This window comes from Brevundimonas sp., from assembly GCF_036677305.1.
Classification (GTDB): Bacteria; Pseudomonadota; Alphaproteobacteria; order Caulobacterales; family Caulobacteraceae; genus Brevundimonas.
Window position 1 is genome coordinate 1 of sequence record NZ_JAKFEB010000058.1, and the last position, 16,331, is coordinate 16,331.

At 69.1% G+C, this 16,331-nt stretch carries 19 protein-coding genes; 14 read left to right on the forward strand and 5 right to left on the reverse strand.

The window, feature by feature from the left end; all coding sequences use genetic code 11:
- Positions 1-1,402 (forward strand): FHIPEP family type III secretion protein (locus V6M42_RS03490; protein WP_332677187.1); only part of this gene is annotated, 1,402 nt, incomplete at its 5' end.
- Here the strand turns inward: V6M42_RS03490 and V6M42_RS03495 are convergent.
- Both V6M42_RS03495 and V6M42_RS03500 read right to left on the reverse strand, forming a co-directional pair.
- Complete coding sequence (locus V6M42_RS03495) at positions 1,399-1,839, reverse strand: endonuclease domain-containing protein (RefSeq protein WP_332677188.1); 441 nt, start codon at positions 1,837-1,839, stop codon at positions 1,399-1,401. The two genes, V6M42_RS03490 and V6M42_RS03495, sit on opposite strands and share 4 nt — an antisense overlap.
- Positions 1,840-1,906: 67 nt before the next feature.
- Positions 1,907-2,617, reverse strand: coding sequence for a hypothetical protein (locus V6M42_RS03500; RefSeq protein WP_332658450.1), 711 nt, complete (start codon positions 2,615-2,617; stop codon positions 1,907-1,909).
- 114 nt (positions 2,618-2,731) lie between these two features.
- Between V6M42_RS03500 and V6M42_RS03505 the strand changes: the two genes are divergently transcribed.
- The 5 genes from V6M42_RS03505 (at position 2,732) to V6M42_RS03525 (ending at position 6,473) form a co-directional block, all read left to right on the forward strand.
- Positions 2,732-4,255: a sensor histidine kinase gene (locus tag V6M42_RS03505; protein WP_332658448.1), complete on the forward strand. Its 1,524-nt coding sequence runs from the start codon at positions 2,732-2,734 to the stop codon at positions 4,253-4,255.
- The gene (locus V6M42_RS03510) at positions 4,255-4,680 is read left to right on the forward strand and encodes a response regulator (RefSeq protein WP_332658447.1); all 426 of its coding nucleotides are present in this window, start codon (positions 4,255-4,257) and stop codon (positions 4,678-4,680) included. Before V6M42_RS03505 ends, V6M42_RS03510 begins: the two co-directional genes overlap by 1 nt.
- 7 nt (positions 4,681-4,687) lie before the next feature.
- Entirely contained in the window at positions 4,688-5,734 is a 1,047-nt protein-coding gene (locus V6M42_RS03515; protein ID WP_332677190.1) for a sensor histidine kinase, read from the forward strand.
- Between the two features lie 23 nt (positions 5,735-5,757).
- Positions 5,758-6,201, forward strand: coding sequence for an NUDIX domain-containing protein (locus tag V6M42_RS03520; protein WP_332677192.1), 444 nt, complete (start codon positions 5,758-5,760; stop codon positions 6,199-6,201).
- A gap of 89 nt (positions 6,202-6,290) precedes the next feature.
- Positions 6,291-6,473: a CsbD family protein gene (locus tag V6M42_RS03525; RefSeq protein ID WP_056619428.1), complete on the forward strand. Its 183-nt coding sequence runs from the start codon at positions 6,291-6,293 to the stop codon at positions 6,471-6,473.
- 219 nt (positions 6,474-6,692) lie between these two features.
- Here the strand turns inward: V6M42_RS03525 and V6M42_RS03530 are convergent, their stop codons facing one another.
- The 3 genes from V6M42_RS03530 to V6M42_RS03540 are packed head-to-tail and all read right to left on the reverse strand — an operon-like array spanning position 6,693 to position 8,969.
- Positions 6,693-7,202, reverse strand: a complete 510-nt coding sequence (locus tag V6M42_RS03530) for a hypothetical protein (RefSeq protein WP_332658694.1) — start codon at positions 7,200-7,202, stop codon at positions 6,693-6,695.
- Positions 7,203-7,236: 34 nt separating this feature from the next.
- Complete coding sequence (locus V6M42_RS03535) at positions 7,237-8,415, reverse strand: vWA domain-containing protein (protein WP_332677194.1); 1,179 nt, start codon at positions 8,413-8,415, stop codon at positions 7,237-7,239.
- 20 nt (positions 8,416-8,435) lie between these two features.
- Positions 8,436-8,969 carry a GNAT family N-acetyltransferase gene (locus V6M42_RS03540; protein WP_332677196.1) on the reverse strand — a complete coding sequence of 178 codons (534 nt, stop codon included), beginning with the start codon at positions 8,967-8,969 and terminating at the stop codon, positions 8,436-8,438.
- 253 nt (positions 8,970-9,222) lie between these two features.
- Between V6M42_RS03540 and V6M42_RS03545 the strand changes: the two genes are divergently transcribed.
- The 8 genes from V6M42_RS03545 to V6M42_RS03580 all read left to right on the forward strand — a co-directional run bounded on the left by V6M42_RS03545 (position 9,223) and on the right by V6M42_RS03580 (position 15,769).
- Positions 9,223-10,143, forward strand: coding sequence for a histone deacetylase family protein (locus V6M42_RS03545; RefSeq protein WP_332677197.1), 921 nt, complete (start codon positions 9,223-9,225; stop codon positions 10,141-10,143).
- 61 nt (positions 10,144-10,204) lie between these two features.
- Entirely contained in the window at positions 10,205-10,837 is a 633-nt protein-coding gene (locus V6M42_RS03550; RefSeq protein WP_332658698.1) for a histidine phosphatase family protein, read from the forward strand.
- Between the two features lie 17 nt (positions 10,838-10,854).
- The gene (locus V6M42_RS03555) at positions 10,855-11,454 is read left to right on the forward strand and encodes a peptidylprolyl isomerase (RefSeq protein WP_332677200.1); all 600 of its coding nucleotides are present in this window, start codon (positions 10,855-10,857) and stop codon (positions 11,452-11,454) included.
- 49 nt (positions 11,455-11,503) lie between these two features.
- On the forward strand, positions 11,504-11,752 hold the full coding sequence (locus V6M42_RS03560) for an exodeoxyribonuclease VII small subunit (RefSeq protein WP_332658700.1): 249 nt from the start codon (positions 11,504-11,506) through the stop codon (positions 11,750-11,752).
- The gene (locus tag V6M42_RS03565; protein WP_332677206.1) at positions 11,752-12,102 is read left to right on the forward strand and encodes a tRNA-binding protein; all 351 of its coding nucleotides are present in this window, start codon (positions 11,752-11,754) and stop codon (positions 12,100-12,102) included. The genes V6M42_RS03560 and V6M42_RS03565 overlap by 1 nt, the downstream gene beginning before the upstream one ends.
- Before the next feature lie 50 nt (positions 12,103-12,152).
- A complete protein-coding gene (locus V6M42_RS03570; RefSeq protein WP_332658704.1) occupies positions 12,153-13,022 on the forward strand; it encodes a polyprenyl synthetase family protein in 870 nt (289 codons plus the stop codon).
- Positions 13,023-13,188: 166 nt separating this feature from the next.
- Positions 13,189-15,099 carry a 1-deoxy-D-xylulose-5-phosphate synthase gene (dxs, locus tag V6M42_RS03575; protein WP_332677202.1) on the forward strand — a complete coding sequence of 637 codons (1,911 nt, stop codon included), beginning with the start codon at positions 13,189-13,191 and terminating at the stop codon, positions 15,097-15,099.
- A 211-nt stretch (positions 15,100-15,310) separates the two neighbouring features.
- Complete coding sequence (locus V6M42_RS03580; protein WP_332677204.1) at positions 15,311-15,769, forward strand: hypothetical protein; 459 nt, start codon at positions 15,311-15,313, stop codon at positions 15,767-15,769.
- Positions 15,770-16,331: the final 562 nt, after the last annotated feature.

Sequence of the window (16,331 nt, forward strand, 5' to 3'; positions counted from 1 at the left end):
GCACGGCATGCCGATCGGCGAGGCCGCCAACAGCTACGTCGCCCTGACCATCGGCGACGGTCTGGTGACCCAGGTGCCCGCCATCGTCATCTCCATCGCCGCCGGCTTCCTGGTGTCCAAGGCGGGCGTCGAGGGCACGGCCGACAAGGCGCTGGTGGCCCAGCTGGCCACCAACCCCGTCAGCCTCGGCGTCGTCTCGGCCGCCGCCGGCCTGATCGGCCTGATCCCAGGCATGCCGCTGATCCCCTTCGCGGCCCTGGCCATAGGCACGGGCTTCATGGCCTGGCGGCTGGGCCGCGAACGGCTCAAGCCCAAGCCGACCGAAGCCGAGATGGCCGCCACAGCATCCGGCCCGCGCGAGGAGGTCGAGGAGCCGATCAGCACCGCCCTGACCATCGACGAGGTCAAGATCGAGCTCGGCTATTCCCTGCTGTCCCTGATCAACGATCTGGAAGGCCGCCGCCTGACCGACCAGGTGCGCGCCCTGCGCCGTTCGCTGGCCCAGGAGTACGGCTTCGTCATGCCGTCGGTCCGCATCCTCGACAACATGCGCCTCGGCACCCAGGGCTACGCCATCCGCATCAAGGAGATGGAGGCCGGGCAGGGCGAGGTCCGCCTCGGCTCGCTGATGGCCATGGATCCCGCCGGCCGTCAGGTCGAACTGCCGGGCGAACACACCCGGGAACCCGCCTTCGGCCTGCCGGCGACGTGGATCGACGAAAGCCTGCGCGAGGAGGCCACCTTCCGCGGCTACACCATCGTCGACCCCTCGACGGTGCTGACCACCCATCTGACCGAGATCCTCAAGGAGAACATGGCCGACCTGCTCTCCTACGCCGAGGTGCAGAAGCTGCTGAAGGAACTGGGTCCGGAAGAGAAGAAGCTGGTCGACGAACTGATCCCCTCGGTCGTCAGCGTCACCACCCTGCAGCGCGTCCTGCAGACCCTGTTGCGCGAAAAGGTCTCGATCCGCGACCTGGGCGCCATTCTGGAAGGTCTGGCCGAGGCCGCGCCGCACACCTCCAGCGTGACCACCCTGGTCGAGCACGTCCGCGGCCGTCTGGCGCGTCAGCTGTGCTGGCAGCACAAGGGCGACGACGGCGCCCTGCCGATCGTCACCCTGTCGCCGGAATGGGAAGCCGCCTTCGCCGACGCCCTGGTCGGGCAGGGCGAGGACCGTCAGCTGGCCATGGCCCCGTCACGCCTGCAGGACTTCATCCGCGCCGTCCGCGATGTCTTCGAACGCGCCGCCATGGCCGGCGAGACCGCCGTCCTCCTGACCGGCCCCCAGATCCGCCCCTACGTCCGCTCGATCATCGAACGCTTCCGCGGCCAGACGGTGGTCATGAGCCAGAACGAGGTCCACCCGCGGGCGCGGTTGCGGACGATCGGGACGGTCTAGGCCGATCCATCAATCTCCTCCCCATCGCCAGATGGGGAGGTGGCGCGGCGGCGCAGCCGCCGTGACGGAGGGGGCGACTCGGACGACAGCCGTTCCTCGCAAACCTGCGCGATAAACCCGAGCACGCCTTCCAGTTCGCCCAGCACATCACGCGCCGCGATGCGAACGACTCGAATGCCTCGCCCGTGCAGCCAGATCGTCCGACGCCGATCGCGCTCAGCCCGCTCGGGATGGTCGTGAGACGACCCATCCACCTCCACCGCCACCGCGGCTTCCGCACAGAAAAAATCGAGAATGTACGGCCCGATCGGATGCTGCTTCCGAAACCTCAGCCCGCGCAGCTTGCGCTCTTTCAGATACAGCCACAGCCGGGCTTCTGGCGGCGTCAGCGCCTTCCGGAAAGCCTTGGCGCGTTCGTAGCTCTTTCCGTCGGCCACCGCGTCGCCCCCTCCGTCACGGCGCTGCGCGCCGCGCCACCTCCCCACGATGTGGGGAGGAGAGTTCTTACCGCACCTCCGTCCATCCTCCCGACGACGCCGTGCGCGCCGCGTCATTGGCGGGGCGGGCGACCAGTCCGGACTGGGTGATCCAGACCTCGTATTTCGCGCCGTCGGCCATCGGCATATAGGCGCCGCCGCCGTACAGGGTGTCGACCGCGTCGACATAGCGGCGGTAACGCCGCGCCGTGTCCCAGGTGCTGACCTTCCACGGCAGCCAGGTGACCGGGGCGTCCCCGCCCGACAGGGGATGCACGCTGCGTTCGGCGCTGATCTCCTGCTCGATCGAGGCGTAGCGCCCCGACAGCCGGTCCAGCCGGTATTGCGTATCCAGCCCCAGCACATTGGCCCACGGCTTCCACTTCAGGACCTGGGCCTCGATGCGCCATTCGTCGCCGTGCAGCGGATAGAGGTTGGTCACCGCCGGCGCGTGCTCGCCCCGGTCGGGCTGGATCACGGTCGCCTCGAAATATTGCGGGCCCAGCTGCCGGGTCTGGATCGTGGCCACCGGCCGCTCATAGGTCAGCCGGCCATAGGTCTGGATGTCGAGCGCCAGAAGCGAGGCGATCACGGCCGCCGCGATGAAGCCCGCCCCGCCCGCGCCGGCCAGCAGGCCGCTGAAGAACCGGCCCCTGAACAGGCCCGCGAGCCCCTTGAACAGCAGTACGACGCCGAGCAGGCCGACGACCGCCGGAACGATCCACCACCACCAGACCATGTCGCTTCCCCCGAACCTGACGAACGCACCTTTACCCTAAATCGCCGGAGCGGACAGGGTTTCCCCCGGGACGCGACTGGACAGGGCCGAACACGCCGCTAATGCTCGCGTCCGATGATATCGGCGCTGCGTCCCACGCTTCTGGCTTTTGGCCGCTTCCTGCGCACGTCGTCGCTCAGCCGGTCCGTGGTGAGTCTGCTGGCGGGGGCCATCGCCCTCCTGCTGATCGTCAACATCGGCGTCTTCGTGATGCTGCAGCGGACGAGCGACTTCAACGACAGCGTGGAGAAGGGGCAGCGCATCCGCCTCGTCGCCAACGAGGTGATGACCCTGTCCGTGGATGCGGAAACAGGTCAGCGCGGCTTCCTGCTGACGGGTCAGGTCGAATATCTCGAGCCCTACAACACCGCCACGGCGCAACTGCCCGACCATCTGGACGAACTGGCCGGACTGACCGCGGGGGATCCGGACCTGTCGCCGCGCGTCGAGCGGCTGCAGGCCCTGTCGCAGCAGCGGCTCGACATCATCGACCGCACCATCGCCCTCGGCCGCATGGGGCGGTTCAACGACGGGGTCAGGCTGATCCGCGACGGGTCCGGCAAGGTTCTGATGGACCAGATGCGGGCCGAAACCGCCGCGATCAACGAGATCCAGGCGACCCGGCTCCAGTTCGGCACGCGCCAGACCGAATGGGCCTCGGGCGCGACCGTGCTGGTCAACGCCCTGGCCGCGGTGCTCATCGTGACCCTGGCCGGCATCAGCGGCTGGCTCATCCGCCGCTATGTCATCGAGATGCAGGAGGCGCGCGACGCCCTCGACGCCATGAACGCCGGGCTCGAGCAGAGGATTCGCGACCGCACCTTCGAACTGACCCGCGCCAACGAGGAAATCCAGCGCTTCGCCTATATCGTCAGCCACGACCTGCGCGCGCCCCTGGTCAACGTCATGGGCTACACCTCGGAACTGGAGCAGGCCGGCAAGGTGATCGACGCGGCCATCGCCGCCGCCGAAAAGGTCCGCAAGGTCGACCCCGGCGTCATCACCGCCGTGCGCGAGGACGTCCCCGAGGCGATCGGCTTCATCCGCGCCTCGACCGAGAAGATGGACCGTCTGATCAACGCCATCCTGAAGCTGTCCCGCGAGGGCCGCCGCGTGCTGGTTCCCGAGATGCTCGACATGACCGCCATGGCGCAGGGCGTGGCGGACAGCGTCCGGCACCAGACCGAGGCCTCCGACGCCGAAATCCTCATCGAGCGGCTGCCGGGCGTCGAAAGCGACCGGCTGTCGATGGAGCAGATCCTCGGCAACCTGGTCGACAACGCCGTCAAATATCTCGACCCGGCCCGCCCGGGCCGTATCGTCGTCTCGGGCGCCGAAACCGGCGACGGCTGGGTCGTCTACCGGATCGCCGACAACGGCCGCGGCATTTCCGAACGCGACCATGAACGCATCTTCGAACTGTTCCGCCGCTCGGGTAAGCAGGACCGGGCGGGCGAAGGCCTCGGCCTGGCCTTCGTGCGCAACAGCGTGCGCCGCCTCGGCGGAGACATCACTGTCGAGTCAGAGCTTGGAAAGGGCTCGACATTTATGCTGAAATTCCCCACACGCCTCGTCCTCGCGGACGCCGGAGACTACTGATGAGCACTGCCGTGAAGATCGTGATGGTCGAGGACGACCTCGGTCACGCCAAGCTGATCGAAAAGAACATCCGGCGCGCCAACATCGCCAACGAGATCGCCCATTTCGCCGACGGCGGCTCGGCCATGGACTATCTGTTCAGCGAGGAAGTCCGTCTCAACGGGCCGATGCTGATCCTGCTGGACCTGAACCTGCCGGACATGTCGGGCACCGACATCCTCGAGCGGGTCAAGAAGGACGAACGCCTGCGCCGCGCGCCCGTCGTCGTCCTGACCACCACCGACGACAAGAACGAGATCCAGCGCTGCTACGACCTCGGCTGCAACGTCTACATCACCAAGCCGGTGGACTACGAAAGCTTCGCGGGCGCCATCCGCCAGCTGGGCCTGTTCCTGTCCGTCATGCAGGCCCCGGAGATCGAGTGAGCAGATCTTGAGGACCCAGGGGGCGGTCATCCGCCTGCTCTATATCGACGATGACCGCGGCCTGTCGCGGCTGGTCGAGAAGGAGCTGACGCGCCACGGCTTCGCCGTCGCCTGCGCCCCGGACGGGGACGCGGGTCTGGAAATCCTCGCCGAACGCGCCGCCGACTTCGACGTCGTCGCCCTCGACCACTACATGCCCGGCCGCGAGGGGCTGGAGATCCTGCCCGACATCATCGCGCTGAAGAACCCGCCGCCGGTGGTCTATGTCACGGGGGCCCAGGAAGGGCGCATCGCCGTCGCCGCCCTGCGCGCCGGCGCCGCCGACTACGTCATCAAGGACGTGTCCGAGGACTTCACCACCCTGCTGCGCAACGCGCTCGAGGAGGCGGTGTCCCGCCGCCGGCTGCAGCGCGAGAACGACGCGGCCCAGGAGCAGGTCCGTCTCGCCCGCGACCGCGCCGAGGCCATGCTGCGCGAGGTCAACCACCGCGTCGGCAACTCCCTGCAGCTGGTGTCCAGCTTCATGTCGCTGCAGCTGCGGCAGATGACCGACGCGGGCGCCCGCGCCGCGCTGAAGGAATCCCAGGCCCGGATCGAGGCCGTGGCCCACGTCCACCGCCGCCTCTACACCTCCGACGACGTGTCGACGGTGGCCATGGACGAATATCTGGACGGCCTGATCGACGAACTGGGCAAGTCCGTGGGCCCGGGCGACGCCTCGCCCACCATCACCCTCCAGGCCGAGCCCATGCGGGTCTCCACCGACCAGGCCGTGTCGCTGGGGGTCGTGGTCACCGAACTGGTCACCAACGCCGTCAAATACGCCTATGCGCCGGGCCAGGGCGGCGAGATCCGCGTCATTCTCAAGCCCGACGGCGCCAGCCGCGCCCTGCTGACCGTCGAGGACGACGGCCCGGGAATGGGCGACGGCAAGGCCCGCGGCACGGGTCTGGGCGGCAAGATCATCACCGCCATGGCTTCGGGCCTGCGCTCGCGGGTGGAATACGACGGCGAGCACCGCGGCGTCCGCGCCCGCCTCGCCTTCGATCTTTAACGCACCGGACGCGTTACCCGCCCATGCTCCAGTTCGGCCGCCGCGATCCCGACCTCGACTACGCCGCGCGGCCCACCGCGTTCGGCCTCGTCTTCCATGAGGGGAAACTGGCCTGCGTCCGCGTCGACCGGGGCGAGGGCAGCTATTTCGACCTGCCCGGCGGCGCGGTCGACGGCGACGAGACCGAGGAACAGGCCCTGGTCCGCGAATTCGTCGAGGAGGCCGGCATGTTCGTCCGCCCCTTCGTCCGTATCGCCGAGGCGTCCCAGTATTTCCGCAAGTCCGACGGATCTCCGATCAACAACCAGGGCGGCTTCTGGATCGCGGAACAGCTGTCGCTGGACCCCGCCGCCAAGGTCGAGGCCGATCACGAACTGGTCTGGCTGCATCCGCACACGGCCGTGGCGCAGCTGCGCCACGACGCCCACGCCTGGGCGGTGACGACCTGGCTGCGGCGACACGCCTAGCGGGACCATACGGAACGGCTCCCGCCTCCGTTCGCTCTTTCCTGCACAGGCGCCGTCAGTCCGACGGCGTGTCAGCCAGGAGATTTTCCATGCCCGATCATGACCGTATCGAAGGCGCCGCCAAGAACCTGGGCGGCAATATCAAGGAAGCCGCCGGCAAGGTGACCGGCGACGAAAAACTGAAGGCCGAAGGCCGCGCCGATCAGGCCGAGGGCAAGATCCAGAACGCCGTGGGCGGTCTGAAGGACACGATCCGCGACAACCGCAACTAGTCAGATCTTGTCATCCCGGGCGCCGCAACGCGGCGATCCGGGATGCTTTCCCCGCGATGACCTGATCCTCCCGGACGCTGCTTCGGCAGCGATCCGGGAGAGGGGTCAGGTTCCACATCTCTCCCGGACAATCGCGCTGCGATTTCCGGGAGTGTTCAATTGTGGCCGCGCTCCGTCCCGGATCGCCGCGTTGCGGCGTCCGGGATGACAGGTGCGAAATCAGTCCCCGCCCAGGCGGATCTTCAGACCGTCCTCGGCCGGCGGGGAGCCGTCGGCGGGCCGGCATTCCTCGGTCCACACCACGCCGCCGTTGGGCCGGGCCTGCGGGCGGCTTTCGCAGGTCTGTTCCTGCAGCCTGACGTCGGCCCGCGCGGGCCGGTCCGGCGCCCCGCACTGAAGCGCGTAGCGGTCGCCCGCCGCCGCCAGTCGACACTCGTCCGGGGCTCCGGCCGGAGCCAGTCCCGGCGGCAGGGCGTCGCCCAGATTGGCCGCCAGCGCGCTGCGCACCCGCGCCTGACAGGCCTCCATCGATTCCGAGGCCTTGCGGATCAGCGGGCTGCACTCGGCCCGCTCATAGCCATAGGGGTCGGCGCGGGCGCTGTCGGGGATGACGGGGATTTCGGCGGGCGGGGCGACAACCGGCGGGGGCGCCGGCTCCTCCCACAGGACCTGGCCGGTCGCGGCCGGGGCCGCCTGTTGCAGCAGGACGGCGAACACGATGGCGAGCATGGCGGACCTCCCGGAAACTCCGGAGAACCCTAACCTATTTGGCCAGCGCCCGCATCGCCTTCTCCAGCCCTTCCAGCGTCAGCGGATACATCCGCTCGTCGACCAGTTCGCGCACCATCCCGACCGAGGCCGAATAGCTCCAGTACCGCTCCGGCGACGGGTTCAGCCATGCGACCTTGTCCCATTGCTGCGTGGCCCGCTTCATCCAGACCGCGCCCGCCTCCTCGTTCCAGTGCTCGACCGAGCCGCCGGGCATGGTGACCTCATAGGGGCTCATGGTGGCGTCGCCGACGAAGATGGCGCGCCAGTCGGCGGGGTATTTGTTCAGCACCTCCCAGGTCGGGATCTTCTCGGTGTGCCGGCGCCGGTTGTCCTTCCACACGCCCTCGTAGAGGCAGTTGTGGAAGTAGAAGAATTCGAGGTGTTTGAACTCGGTCTTGGCGGCGGAGAACAGTTCCTCGCACATCTTCACATGGGCATCCATCGAGCCGCCGATGTCGAGGAACAGCAGCACCTTGATGGTGTTGCGCCGCTCGGGCCGCATGTGGATGTCCAGCCAGCCCTGACGCGCCGTGCCGTCGATCGTGGCGTCCATGTCCAGTTCGTCCGGCGCGCCCTGCCGCGCGAACCGGCGCAGGCGGCGCAGGGCCACCTTGATGTTGCGCGTGCCCAGTTCGACCTGGTCGTCCAGATTGCGGTATTCGCGCTTCTCCCAGACCTTGACCGCGCGGCCCTGTTTGCCGGGCCCGCCGACGCGCACCCCCTCGGGATTGTAGCCGCCGTGGCCGAACGGACTGGTTCCGCCGGTCCCGATCCATTTCGACCCGCCCTCGTGCCGGCCCTGCTGTTCCTCGAGCCGCTGCTTCAGCGTCTCCATCAGCTTCTCGAACCCGCCCAGCGCCTCGATCTGCGCCTTCTCCTCGTCGGTCAGGTATTTCTCGTTGAGGAACCTCAGCCAGTCCTCGGGTACGTCCAGCGCCGGCTCCTCGCCCGCGCCCACGGTCTCGATCCCGGCGAACACCTTGCCGAACACCTGGTCGAACCGGTCGTAATGTTTCTCGTCCTTGACCAGCACCGCTCGCGACAGGTGGTAGAAGTCGTCGACCTTCCGCCCGGCGATGTCGCGGTCCATGGCCTCCATCAGATGGAGCCATTCCTTCATCGACACGGGCACGCGCGCGTCTCTCAGGGCGGTGAAGAAGGGGAGGAGCATGGGGCTAACCTGAGCCCGGCTCAGCCGCGCCGCAAGATGAACTCGTGATCCCGCCAGCGGCCGACCGGATACTCATACTCCCCGGCCTTCCCGAACCCGTAGGCCGCATACAGCTTCTGCGCCTTCAGATTCCCGCTCCAGACCCCGATCCACAACGGGCCGTCGGTGTGGGCCTCCATCCAGTCCAGCGCGATCTCCAGCAGCTTCGCGCCCAGACCCAGCCCCTGCGCGGACTTCGAAACATACAGCCGCCGCAGCTCGGCGTGGCCGGGTCGGGCGTCCGGATGGGGCAGGCCGTTGGGCCCGGCGTTGGCGAAGGCCAGCAGTTCGCCGTCCCGCTCGGCCACCCACCAGGCGCCGCCCGGCTCCTTCAGCTTCTCCCGGAACGCCTCTGCGCTGAAGCTGGAGCCGAGATACGCTTCCAGATCCTCGGCCGGGTAGGGGATGGCGAATCCGCCGACGTCCACGAAGGTGTCGATGAAGGTCTGGCGCCCGATCCCGGCCAGGGCGTCGGCGTCGGCGTCGGTCGCGGGGCGGATGATGGGTTCGCTCATTGCGCCGCACTACACTCAGCCGCGCCGGCCGTCACCTTCACCTCCCCATCGGCGCAGGCCGATGGGGAGGACAGACCGCGCAGCGGTCAGGAGGGGGCGACTCGGTGGCGCCGGGTAAGCTCAACACACCCGCCGGCGCCGCCCCCTCCTGGTCGCCGCTGGCGCGCCGACCTGTCCTCCCCATTCGCCTGACGCGAATGGAGAGGTGACATCACCCGCGACAAGCATTGAAGCCGCTCCTATCCTCACCCCGATGAGCGTCGCCCTGTTCACCCACCCCGACATGATCGAACACCGCCCCGGCGCCGGTCATCCCGAGCGGCCGGAGCGGTTGAAGGCCGTGCTGGACGCCCTTGACGATTCCGGCCTGTCGCTCGATCGCCGCGCCGCGACCGAGGCCGCCGTCGCCGACCTCGAACGCCTGCATCCCGCCGACTATGTCGCCCGCCTGCTGAACGCCTCTCCCGCAACCGGCCTGAGCCAGCTCGACGCCGACACCGTCCTGTCGCCCGGCAGCATCCGCGCCGCCCGCCTCGCCGCGGGCGCGGTGATCGACGCCGTTCGCGCCATCGCCCGCGGCGAGACGACCCGCGCCTTCGCCGCCGTCCGTCCGCCCGGCCACCACGCCGAGCCGGGCCAGGCCATGGGCTTCTGCCTGTTCTCCAATGTCGCCGTCGCCGCCCGCGTCGCCCAGGCCGAGGGCCTGGCCCGCGTCGCCGTCATCGATTTCGACGTCCACCACGGCAACGGCACCCAGGCCGCGTTCGAGAACGACCCCGACCTGTTCCTCGGCTCGATCCACCAGATGCTCCTCTATCCCGGCACGGGTGCGGCCTCCGAGACCGGCGTCGGCAATATCGTCAACGCCCCGGTGCCGCCCCATGCGGCCCGCGAGGCCTGGCGGGCGACCTTCTCGGGCGGGCTGATGCCCGCGCTGCAAAGCTTCAATCCGGACCTGATCCTGATCTCCGCCGGCTTCGACGCCCACCGCCGCGATCCGCTGGCGCACCAGAGTCTGGAGGCGGAGGATTTCGCCTGGGCCACCCGCGCCGTTCTCGAGGTCGCGCGTTCGTGTTGCGGCGGCAAGGTTGCAGCCTCGCTCGAGGGCGGTTACGACCTAGAAGGGCTGGGCCGTTCCGCGGTCGCCCACGTTCAGGCCTTGGGGGAGGAATAGGGACGGTTCGCCAAAGGCTTATCCTCCGCAAATCATGCCCGCACCCGCCCGAGACCCATTGATGGCAGACCCGACGATTCCCGTGACTGCCCAGCCGGCCCGCCCGGCGCTGGTCTCGGTGCGTCCCGGCGCCATCGTTCTGGCCCGTCACGGCGAGCCCGCCCTGTCGCGCAAATGCCTGCTGACCTCCGACCAGTACCGCGACTGGTGGGCCAAATACGAAGTCGGCGGCCTGCGCGCCGGCCAGACCCCGCCGCCCGAACTGCTGGCCACGGCCGAGGGCGCCGGCGCCATCTACGCCTCGACCCGCCCCCGCGCCCAGGAAACCGCCGCCGCCATCTCGGCCGGCCGCGAGGTCATGTCGGACGCCCTGTTCATCGAGGCGCCGCTGCCGCCGCCGCGCTTCCCCTCGTGGTTCAAGCTGCCGCCGAAATACTGGGGCGCCGTCGCGCGCTTCTGGTGGCACGCCTTCAACCACCACGAGGGGCAGGAAACCCGCCGTCAGGCCGAATGCCGCGCCGAAAAGGCCGCCCAGGCCCTGATCGCCCGCGCTGAAAGCGGTCAGGACGTGCTGGTCCTCGCCCACGGCTATTTCAATCACATGGTCGGCCGCCGCCTGCGCGCCGACGGCTGGGCCCTGGTCCACAACCAGGGCTTCAAATACTGGTCCCAGCGCCGCTACGAGAAGCGCTGACGGCGCCGGAGAGCCCGATGATCCGCCGGACCCTGCTCGCCCTCCTGTTCTGCCTCGCGACCCCCGTCGCGGCCTTCGCCCAGGATCCGGCCGCCGTCCGGGTGGCGATCCAGACCGACATCGGGACCATCCTCGCCGAGACCGACCCCCGCGCGCCGGTCACCTCGGCCAATTTCCTGCGCTATGTCGACGAGGGCCGTTTCGACGGCGTGACCTTCTATCGCGGCATGGTCCTCAGCCCCGCCGCCGGCCTGATCCAGGGCGGAACCGGCGGCGCGCCGGAGCGCGTCCTGCCGCCCATCGCCCATGAACCGACCAGCGAGACCGGCCTGACCCACACCGACGGCGCCCTCTCCATGGCCCGCTTTGACCCCGGCACGGCCACCGGCGACTTCTTCATCATCGTGGGGAACGTCAGCTCGCTGGACGCCGGCAAGTCCGCGCCGGACGACCCGGGCTTCGCCGTCTTCGGCCGCGTGGTCGAGGGCATGGACATCGTCCGCCAGATCCTGGCCGCCCCCAAATCCCCCACCGAGGGCGAGGGCTTCATGCGCGGCCAGATGCTGGATCCCCGCATCCGCATCGTTTCGGTCCGCCGTGTCCCGATTCAGGAATAGTCCGCTCCCTGCTTGAGACGCGCTTCCGCCCCCTCTAGGGTCGCCGTCGATGACTGACGCCGCTCAAATCCCCGCCGATCTCAGCTTCGAGGACGCCCTGCAGCGTCTCGAGGCCATCGTGTCCAAGCTCGAGTCCGGACAGGCTCCGCTCGAGGAATCGATCGCGCTCTACGAGGAGGGCGCGCTCCTGAAGGCCCATTGCGAGAACCGCCTCAAGGCGGCCCAGCTGCGTGTGGAGAAGATCGTCGTCGGCCCCGATGGCGGGGCGAAGGGCGTCGAACCCGCCGAGTTCAGCTGATGCCGGCCCCGGCCGCCCAGATCGGCTTCGACGACTTCATGAAGGTGGACGTGCGCGTGGGTCAGGTCCTGGCCGCCGACGCCTTCCCCGAGGCGCGCAAGCCCGCATACAAACTGACCATCGACTTCGGCCCCGACGTCGGCGTGAAGAAGTCCTCGGCCCAGATCACCACCCATTACACGCGCGACGAACTGGTCGGCCGCAAGGTCGCCGCCGTCGTCAACTTCCCGCCGCGCCAGATCGGCCCCTTCATGTCCGAGGTCCTGACCCTGGGCTTCCCGGACGCCGCCGGCGAGGTCGTGCTGGTCGGCGTCGACCGCGAGGTCGAGATCGGCGGGAGGCTGTTCTGACCCTCCACCCGCCCCAGGCCCCGGCCGCCAATTCCCCGGAGCAGGGCGTCATCGACCGCGTGGCCGAGGTCGCGGATCTGGTCACCGTCGCCCTGGACGAACTGCTGCCCCGCGCCAGCGGCCCCGAATCGCGCCTGACCGAGGCCATGCGCTACGCCGCCCTCGGCCCCGGCAAGCGGCTGCGGCCCTTCTTCGCGCTGGAGGCCGCCGAACTGTTCGACATCGAGGAGCGGCCCGTCCTGCGCGCCGCCTGCGCCCTCGAATGCGTCCACGCCTACAGCCTGGTCCACGACGACCTGCCGGCCATGGACAACGACGACATGCGCCGCGGCCGCCCCACGGTGCACAAGGCCTATGACGAGGCCACCGCCATCCTCGCCGGCGACGCCCTGCAGACCGCGGCCTTCGACATCCTGCTGCATCCCGACACCCATGACGACGCCGAGATCCGCTGCGAACTGGCCGCCCGGCTGTCGCTGGCCTCGGGCGCGCGCGGCATGGCCGGCGGCCAGATGATCGATCTGCTCGGCGTGCGCGACGACCTGGGCGGCGTCGCCCGCATGCAGCGGCTCAAGACCGGCGCCCTGTTCACCTACGCCTTCGAGATTCCCCTGATCATCGCCCGCGCCCGCGAGATCCACCGTCAGGCCCTGATCAGCTTCGCCCACGACATCGGCCTGGCCTACCAGATCGTCGACGACCTGCTGGACGTCGAGGGCGACGAGGACATTCTCGGCAAGGCGGCCGGCAAGGACGCGGCCCAGGGCAAGACCAATTTCGTCACCCTGCTGGGGGTCGAGGCGGCGCGGCACAGGGTCGCGCACCTCGCCGATCAGGCCCGCGCCCACCTCGACGTCTTCGGCTCCGACGCCGAAATCCTCAAGGCCAGTGTGGACTTCGTGCTAAAGCGACAGTCGTAATCCAATTCCGTCATTCCGGGGCGATGCGCAGCATCGAACCCGGAACCCAGGAGTTCATCAGCGGTCCTGGGTTCCGGGTTCCGCTTCGCGGCCCCGGAATGACGGGGTAAAGGTGACGGATCGTATTGTTCGATCCGGCATCGGATTGAGAAGTCGAAGAGTTTCCATGCCCGACACCCCGTTGCTCGACCAGGTCAACCTTCCCGCCGACACGCGCGGGTTCGACATCCCCCAGCTGCGCCAGCTGGCCGATGAGCTCAGGGCCGAGACCATCGACGCCGTCTCCGTCACCGGCGGCCATCTCGGGGCCGGCCTCGGCGTGGTCGAGCTGACCGTCGCCCTGCACCACATTCTGGAAACGCCGAAGGACATCCTGATCTGGGACGTCGGCCACCAGTGTTATCCGCACAAGATCCTGACGGGCCGCCGCGACCGCATCCGCACCCTGCGCCAGCCGGGCGGCCTGTCGGGCTTCACCAAGCGCTCCGAGAGCGAATACGACCCCTTCGGCGCGGCCCACGCCTCGACCTCGATTAGCGCCGCCCTCGGCTTCGCCGCCGCCCGCGACCAGAAGGGCGGGAAGAACCGCGTCGTGGCCGTCATCGGCGACGGCTCCATGTCCGCCGGCATGGCCTATGAGGCCATGAACAACGCCGCCGAGACCACCAACGGCCAGCTGATGGTCATCCTCAACGACAACGACATGTCGATCGCCCCGCCGGTCGGCGGCATGAGCGCCTATCTGGCCAAACAGGTCTCGGGCGGCGCCTATCGCAATTTCCGCCGCTTCGGGAAGTCGGTCGCCGAACACCTGCCGCGCCCGTTCCGCAACGCCGCGCGCAAGGCCGAGGAATACGCCCGCGGCATGATCGTGGGCGGCACCTTCTTCGAGGAGCTGGGCTTCTACTACGTCGGTCCCGTCGACGGGCACGACATGGACAATCTGGTCCCCATCCTGAAGAACGCCGCCGCCATCACCGACCGCCCGGTGGTCGTCCACGTCGTGACCCAGAAGGGCAAGGGATACGCCCCCGCCGAGAGCAGCGCCGACAAGCTGCACGCCGTGGCCAAATTCGACGTCGTCTCCGGCAAACAGGCCAAGGCCGCCTCCAACGCCCCCAGCTACACCAAGGTGTTCGGGACCGAGCTGATCAAGCGCGCCGAACTCGACCCCACCATCGTCGCCATCACCGCCGCCATGCCCTCGGGCACGGGTCTGGACCTGTTCGGCCAGGCCTTCCCGACCCGCACCTATGACGTCGGCATCGCCGAACAGCACGCCGTCACCTTCGCCGCCGGCCTCGCCGCCGACGGGATGAAGCCGGTCTGCGCCATCTATTCGACCTTCCTCCAGCGCGGCTACGACCAGGTCGTCCACGACGTCGCCATCCAGAAGCTGCCGGTGCGCTTCGCCATGGACCGCGCCGGTCTGGTCGGCGCCGACGGGGCCACCCATGCCGGGTCGTTCGACATCGGCTTCATGGGCGCGCTTCCGGGCATGGTCCTGATGGCCGCCGCCGACGAGGCCGATCTGGCCGCCATGATCGCCACCAGCCTCGAGATCGACGACCGCCCCTCCGCCTTCCGCTATCCGCGCGGCGACGGCGTCGGCGTCGAGATTCCCGAACTCGCCGCCCCTCTGGAAATCGGCAAGGGCCGCATCGTCCGCGAGGGCACGACCGTCGCCATCCTGTCGCTGGGCACCCGCCTGCAGGAATCGCTCAAGGCCGCCGAGGCCCTGGCGGCGCGCGGCGTCTCGGCCACCGTCGCCGACGCCCGCTTCGCCAAGCCGCTGGACGCCGACATGATCCTGCGCCTGGCCCGCGAGCACGAATGCCTGATCACGGTGGAGGAGGGCGCCATGGGCGGCTTCGGCGCCTTCGTGCTCCAGCTTCTGGCCGAAAAGGGCGCGCTGGACGCCGGTCTGAAGATCCGCACCCTCTGCCTGCCCGACGTCTTCCAGGACCAGGACAACCCGGCCGCCATGTACGCCACGGCGGGCCTGAACGCGGAGCATATCGCCGCCGCAGCCCTGCAGGCTCTGGGCGTAGAGGCGACGCGGGCGGTTCGCGCGTGATCTGAATCCGTGCATCCCCGCGAAGGCGGGGACCCAGGCTTTTGCCTCGCCGCCGGTGTTGGGCCGATCGCCGGCTGACTCCACCAGCGTGCCTGCCGCTGAAACCTGGGTCCCCGCCTTCGCGGGGATGCACGGTATTGGGGTCGCCATCCAACGCAACCCTCGCCCTCCGCAGCCGTTCTGTCGCGTGGGGCTCCTAGGGTTGAGTACAATGAAACTGCGTATCCTTTCCGTCGCCGCCGTCCTGACGGCTGCCGCCGTCCAGCCCGCCTTCGCCCAGCAGGCCGAGGCGCCCGCCGACGCCCCCGTCGCGGTCATGCGCGCCAACGACACCGCCATGACCTGTCCGCAGATTTCGGAAGAAGCCGCCCAGCTGAGCCAGCAAATGGGCGGTGCGCCGGGCGACGGCATCCTCAGCGCCATCACCGGCGTGGCCTCGGCCGGCGCGGCCCTGCTCATCCCCGGCGCGGGTCTGGCCATCGCAGGCGTCGACGCCCTGACCACTCCCGACCGGAATCGCAAGGAGGCCGTGGCCGACGCTGTCCGCCACCGCTGGTATTATCTGAACGGCCTCTACGCCGGCAACGACTGCCAGGCCGTCGCGGACGCGGCAGGCCCCACGCCGGCCAGCCCGGCGGATGCGGCGCCGGCGGAGCGTCCGGGGAACTGAGGGTCGCCTGCCCGGGAGCGAACGCCACCCACCCCCGTCCTTCCGGGGCCGAGCGCAGCGAGGAACCCGGAACCCAGGGGACCGGGCTCGACGATTGCGGCGCGTCGGACGACGGCGTCGGCTTCCAGCTGTCCGAAATGGGCGAAAGACCAACCGAAGTAGGGAGAGGCGGCCCCCCTTCCTTCCGTCATTCCGGGGCCGAGCGCAGCGAGGAACCCGGAACCCAGGAGACCGGGCTCGATATTGGCGGCGCGTCGGACGACGGCGGCGGATCCCCTGGGTTCCGGGTTCGCTCTCCGAGCGCCCCGGAATGACGGTTTCAATGCTGCAGGTTCGCGCTGAAACAGACGAGTTGCAGAAGCCAACCCTTTGATCCATTGCGCCAATCCGCGCGCAGCAGCGTCATCTCGTAGCCGCATGTAACCCCCGCCCCATAATGCCCCCATCCCGTCGGTGGGGAGGGCGTCGGATCCACGCTTCTCGATGTCGGCGGGCTGTGGTCGAGCGATGAAGCCCGGGGGCGCTTACGCCGGGGGTCCTTGAGGACGTCGATGGATGGCGT